Origin of the sequence: Prevotella jejuni, assembly GCF_900187995.1 — a bacterium.
GTDB classification, from domain to species: Bacteria; Bacteroidota; Bacteroidia; order Bacteroidales; family Bacteroidaceae; genus Prevotella; species Prevotella jejuni.
Genome location: NZ_FZNZ01000027.1, coordinates 47,216 through 53,215, shown reverse-complemented (window position 1 = coordinate 53,215; position 6,000 = coordinate 47,216). Strand labels below are relative to the sequence as shown.

Annotated in this window: 3 protein-coding genes and 1 pseudogene; 1 reads left to right on the top strand and 3 read right to left on the bottom strand. The window is 37.2% G+C overall.

The annotated features are described in order from the left end of the window. Positions 1-982: 982 nt before the first annotated feature. Entirely contained in the window at positions 983-2,647 is a 1,665-nt protein-coding gene (locus tag CHB62_RS10630) for an AMP-binding protein (protein WP_089366827.1), read from the bottom strand. Between the two features lie 161 nt (positions 2,648-2,808). On the opposite strand from CHB62_RS10630, the pseudogene CHB62_RS15245 reads away from it, so the two are divergent. Next, positions 2,809-3,219 (top strand): annotated as a pseudogene (locus CHB62_RS15245) (transposase); the annotation flags it as partial. Between the two features lie 81 nt (positions 3,220-3,300). On the opposite strand, the gene CHB62_RS10620 reads toward CHB62_RS15245, so the two are convergent. Both CHB62_RS10620 and CHB62_RS10615 read right to left on the bottom strand, forming a co-directional pair. Next, the gene (locus CHB62_RS10620; RefSeq protein WP_089366825.1) at positions 3,301-5,292 is read right to left on the bottom strand and encodes a dipeptidyl-peptidase 3 family protein; all 1,992 of its coding nucleotides are present in this window, start codon (positions 5,290-5,292) and stop codon (positions 3,301-3,303) included. A 7-nt stretch (positions 5,293-5,299) separates the two neighbouring features. Continuing rightward, positions 5,300-5,758, bottom strand: coding sequence for a helix-turn-helix domain-containing protein (locus CHB62_RS10615; protein ID WP_009010604.1), 459 nt, complete (start codon positions 5,756-5,758; stop codon positions 5,300-5,302). Between the last annotated feature and the right edge of the window lie 242 nt (positions 5,759-6,000).

Genomic DNA, 6,000 nt, shown 5'->3' with positions numbered 1-6,000 from the left:
AATATTCTTTATGACTCTCATCGTTATTACGAGTTAATTTTATTTTAACTGGCCGCAAAGGTAGTGAGAATATATGAAACAAACAAGAAATTAGCAAAAAAATATAAAAAAAGAAAGTGAATTATCGCTGTCCGTTTCCCCAGTCTCTATGTGGCTACTCAAAGAAACCTTGTATTGAGACATAACTCATAAGTAGAATTCTTATCATTGTTGCCAAGCCTGAGAAGCCCCTGGGTCTCTTTATTTTGTTCTTCACAAGTGTTACAGGCAGATTGGCTATAAGCGTAATCCATATTTTTGTTTTTATAGCATTCGCACTCTCTCCATAGAAGTATCTTAGAGGGAAATTCTGTTTTAATTACTTAAATAAAGTCTCTATTTGCCATCCTCTCTTATAGATAGGTATAATATCTTCTGCCGACATCTGAAAATCATTGGTCAGCAGAGATATTAATCTGATCTTCCCTTTCTTGGTCTTATCCTAATATGTGATTTTTCTTGCTTTATGGTAGATATCTTTTTCTCTGGTATTCTTTTTCTCACAGAGTTATACTGAAGAACAGATTTCACAAAAACAATTCAGAGGCGTTAAGCCAAACCGATAACACAGAGCGTTTCAGCTATTGTTGGGTGTTGGGTGTTAAATGTTAGGTGTTGATGGTTAGCAGAAAGGCTCTGTGATATCTATCGTCGCTTGTCGGCGTTTGTGGGTTCTCCCTGTTCGCAGAAAGGTTTCTGTTCATCTGTGAGAATCTGTGAGAAAGAAAATACCCAACAGGCTTCTTGTGTTCTAAAAATTTGTGAGAGACAAAAAGTTCAATGAGTTTTTCTTGTGTTTGTATTTCAAAATATTCAACTTATCTATACACAAAAGTAAGGAAACAAAATTGGGGATATACTTCTCCTTTTATCCATACGAACATTAAAGTCGGATAAAAGAGATGTATATCCCCAAACTCTGTCTATCTAATTTATCAAGAACTTATTCCGTGTACAAGAAGCGCTTGATAGATTTCTTTGGTGTCTTCTCAAACTCTTCTTCATGAATACGTATCTCTGAAACCTTACAATAGGCCGGTACAATAGCATTCAACTGTGTACGATTCTCTTCCATGATATTCTTAATATCGTCAGCATTAAGTCCTAAGTTCTGAGCTTCATCATAATCAGGATGTACCAAAGCTATAAGCTTCTCGCCACTCTGAATAACCAAGCATTCATTTACGAGAGGAAGAGAGTTTAACTTGTCTTCTATCTCTTCTGGATAGATGTTCTGCCCATTACTACCTAAAAGCATATTCTTCGAACGTCCTTTAATAAAGACATTCCCGTCTTGGTCCATCAGACCAAGGTCACCTGTATGGAACCATCCGTCCTTGTCGATTGTCTGACTTGTGGCTTCTTCGTTCTTATAATATCCTAAGAGGACATTAGGACCCTTGGTAAGAATTTCTCCTGGAATGTTCGTTGGATCAGGACTATCTATACGCACTTCTTGATGTAAGGCAGCTTGTCCACAAGAACCTTGCTTAAAGCTATGCCAATCACGATAACAAATAATTGGACCACACTCCGTTGCACCGTAACCTACCGTATACGGGAACTCTATACGACGTAAGAAAGATTCAATCTCACCATTGAGGGCTGCACCACCAATAATAATCTCATATAGATTACCACCAAATGCTTGATAAACTTGCTCACGTATTTTGGCACGTACCTTCTTATTAATAACTGGCATGTTAAGAAGCAAACGCATACGATTGTTCTGTATCTTTGGAAAGACCTTCTTACGAATAATCTTCTCTATGACCAATGGTACGGCAATCATGATTACTGGCTTAACTTCCTGCAAAGCTTGCGAAATAATTGCAGGAGAAGGTATGCGAGTTAGGTAATAGATATGAACACCTGAGAGGAACTCAAAGATAAACTCAAATGCCATTCCATACATGTGGGCCATCGGAAGGATACTGATGACATTATCGCCTGGCTTTATGATATTACCTAACACATGCTTTGCGAAATCAGCATTACTCCACAAAGAACGATAAGGAAGCATAACACCTTTTGAACGTCCTGTCGTTCCACTTGTGTAATTTATCAAAGCCAATTCATCTGGACTCTGTTCACGATAGTAATGGATATTTTCTTGACGGAAATACTTCGGATAACGACGCCCAAACTCCTCATTGAGATGTTCGCGTGCATAGGTTAATTTGTCTGTACGACTTACTACCAATGAATAATCAGGGATATAGATGATACCTTCCAACTTTGGCATCTTCATGGCGTCAACCTGTGTAACTACGACGTCACCAACAAAGAGTAGTTTTGCATCAGAGTGATTAACAATATTATGAATCTGCTCTGGCATAAACTCATGCAAGATAGGTACAGCTACTGCGCCATAGGTGAGTACGGCAAGAAAAGCAGCTGCCCATGCAGAAGAGTTCCTTCCACAAAGCGCTATCTTATCTCCTTGTTTAACACCACTTGCCTCAAACATAATGTGCAATTTCTCTATCTTTCTTGCAACATCATGATATTGGAGGGTCTTACCCTTATAATCGGTTAGAGCATCACGATCCCAAAATTCGATGATACTCTTCTCTATTAACTCATTAAAACTTGGAATCTTTTCCATTGCACAATATTTCAAACTCTGTGCAAAGATACATATTAATAAGCACATTTCAAAATATTATGTGCAGAAAAGTACAAAGATGAATTGAAAAGAAACATAAAAAGCGACGTGTCTAAACGAACAAAAAAAATGCCCCCTTAACACCAACAATGGTGACAGGGGGCGTCATACATTCATACGACTTGTCCCAAACGAGTGTATACAATATTAAAGAACTCAAAGACAACAAGCCATTTTATCACAATTGTAGCATCTTAGAAGACAAAGGGTACATCAGTGCGGAAAATCAACTTGACATTTTTGATATTGTTAACATCAGGCTTGAATGTCCATATAGGCTTATCCAAAAGAACTAAAAGCCAACCTTCAACCCTATAGCAAAGGTAAGAAAGAGGATTGAAACAGTACTTTCACAACTTACAAACCAGTTCCTCGTCATCAGAAAGTACGCCAAAGAAACATGCGCTCTTTTTGTCCGAATAGTGGGAAAAGTCTGTACGATGACCGCATTAGAACACATCAACTACATTATCAACAAACCTATAAGCAGGTTCAAATACACGCTGATTTAATTCCACCAATGGGTTGAGACTATCAAATATACCCGAAAAGCATAATATACATCAAATGTCAATACACTTATAAAATTATGATCAAAGTGTTTGGTAATCTCGAGAATATCGTAACATCTGCTCTGTGTATGACTCAGAATAATCTACGACAACATCTATTACTTCACCAAAATCATTATAAACAGGTGTAAGGACTGGGTTTATAAACCCTTTATAAGGTACTATATTCAAGTTTTCATAGCGACGTAATACTTCTGCATGAAGAACAGGATTCAGTTTGATAGCATACTTCTCCACTAAAGCACGAGCCATATAGAAGTCTCCTTCGCTCTTAATACGCTGTATCTCTGCAAGTTGATAAGCAAAGATATACCGTAAAGTTTCATAGTCATTAATACGCACAAATGTTTTTGATTGGCCTGTCTTTCCATCTTCACGAGTTACAAGCTCTACAACATTATCATCTTTTCCTAACTCCAAAGCCCATTGCGCAATAAGTGCACGGTTCTGCATGTGCGACTCTTCTATCTGTTTGCCAGGTTTAATACGGACTTGTTGGGTGAGCAAACCATTCATCATATAGCTATAATACTGCGCCTTATAAGCTTCTTCATTATCTAAGAGTCCAAGCTCTAAAAGTTTCAGATCTGCTATATAATATAACCCAAATAAATCAGCACGAGCCTCTTCTATAGTATTACCATAGTTCTTCAACGCATCAGGATCAGTACCAGGCAGTAATCGTCCACTCCCATGTCCTAAGCATTCATGAAGATCTGTATGAAGATCATCGGTCTTATCAGCATATAGTTCTAATAGTCTTCGTGTATCATCGTCAATGACAAACTCCTCCCGAAAGCCATTTCCTTTCGCAGCCATATTGTAAGCATGGGTAAGATTAGATATTGTCACACTCTTCGAACCATACTCTGCTCGAATCCAGTCAGCATTTGGCAGATTTATACCTATAGCTGAAGATGGATACTCATCACCTCCCAACATTGCAGCACAAACAACATTTGCTGTAACACCTTTTACAACCTCTTTCCTAAACAAAGGCTTAATTGGTGAATGGTCCTCAAACCACTGTGCATTAGCAGATATAGTTTGTGTACGGTGTGTGGCTTTAAGATCTTTATATTCAACGATACCTTCCCATGAGCCTTTCAATCCCATAGGGTCACCATAGACCTCAATAAAACCATTGATAAAGTCTATACGCCCATTCTGCTCACGTAACCACTCAATAGAATATGTATCGAAATCATGTAAATCACCTGTCTCATAATAACGAATTAACAATTCTATCACACGATGCTGTCGTTTGTTTTCAACAAATTCTTTTGCACAATTTAGCCAGAATACTATCTGTCTAATCGCAGCCCCATATTTCCCTTCTATTTTCCAGACATCTTCACGGATTAAATCACCTTCTTTTACAAGAGTAGAATTTAATCCATAAGATGGCACTTCACTTATTGGGCCTTCTTGCTTTAACTTAGCATAAAATTCTTCAACCTCCTGCTGAGAAACTCCGTCATAATAATTACATGCAGAGGAGCGTACTATATCTTTACCATCCGACTTATCAACTCGCTTTGGAAGAACTGTCGGATCAAAGATTACAGGACATAGCTCATCGAGCAAAGACGTAACAGTCTCTCCCTCGTTAAGCGGAAGCTGATTGACTTCAAGCGCTAAGACTTCTTTACGAAAGAAATCTTCTGTAAATAATGGTGAGAACTTATCGCACGCATAATGATGATAAATACCATTAGCAAACCAAACGTGCTTCAGATATTCCTCTAAAGCACGAAAATTATAATCTAACTTTTCACCATTATAGTTCAAATAGACAGCCTCTAAAGTCTTTCTAATACGGAGGTTGTATTTGCCGAACTGATCAAATGTTATATCACGTCCAAATAGCGTAGCTTGCGACAAACAATATATTAATTGTTTTTGCCTAATTGTCAGTGATTCGAAATCCGGGAGCCGATATCGTAATAGTTGTATATCGGCAAACCGTTCATCCTGAAAGTTAAAAGTTTCCTCTCCTATTGATTCGAACATTTTTTATTTATTTCTTAAGCGGTTTCTTCACACGTACATCTTCAGATGAGTGTTGTGTTGAATGCCGCATTCTATAGTCACGTGGGGTGACACCATTTAGTTTATAGAAAGAAGCATAGAATGATTGTCTGTTTGAGAAACCCACCATATCACTGATATCTTCCATATTCAGCTCTTGATAACGTTTATCAACCAATAGAGCCATAGCCTCCTCTATTCTGAATTTGTTAACGAATGACGTATAGTTCATGTGAAATCTCACATTTACTACCGCCGAGATGTAGCGTGTATTAGTCCCCAAGTCCTCAGCAAGTTGCTTGGCAGAATAATTCTTGTCTTTGTAACGTTGCTGAATAAGAATGATATTAAGGATTTTCTCCTTTAATTCATCCATTAGTTGCGGACTGACCAAACTTCGGTAAGCAGCTACCTTCTCTTTCTTTTCAGTTAAATTGTACTTAGCCATAATCCGTGTATTTTTAGTTACCTATTTGTTATTACACTGCAAATATAACATTTTTAATTAAGAATGTCAAGTTTATAGCAAGTTTTTTAATATCTATTAGTTATTAAATTTCACAAAGAAATCATTACACTCTCTATTATCCATGTATAAATTATTTACATATATAATCTTAACATCTTTTTATACAAAGCGTTTCCGATTTTATCTTTTTACGTTCTTCTTTACATAAGACAAATCTTATA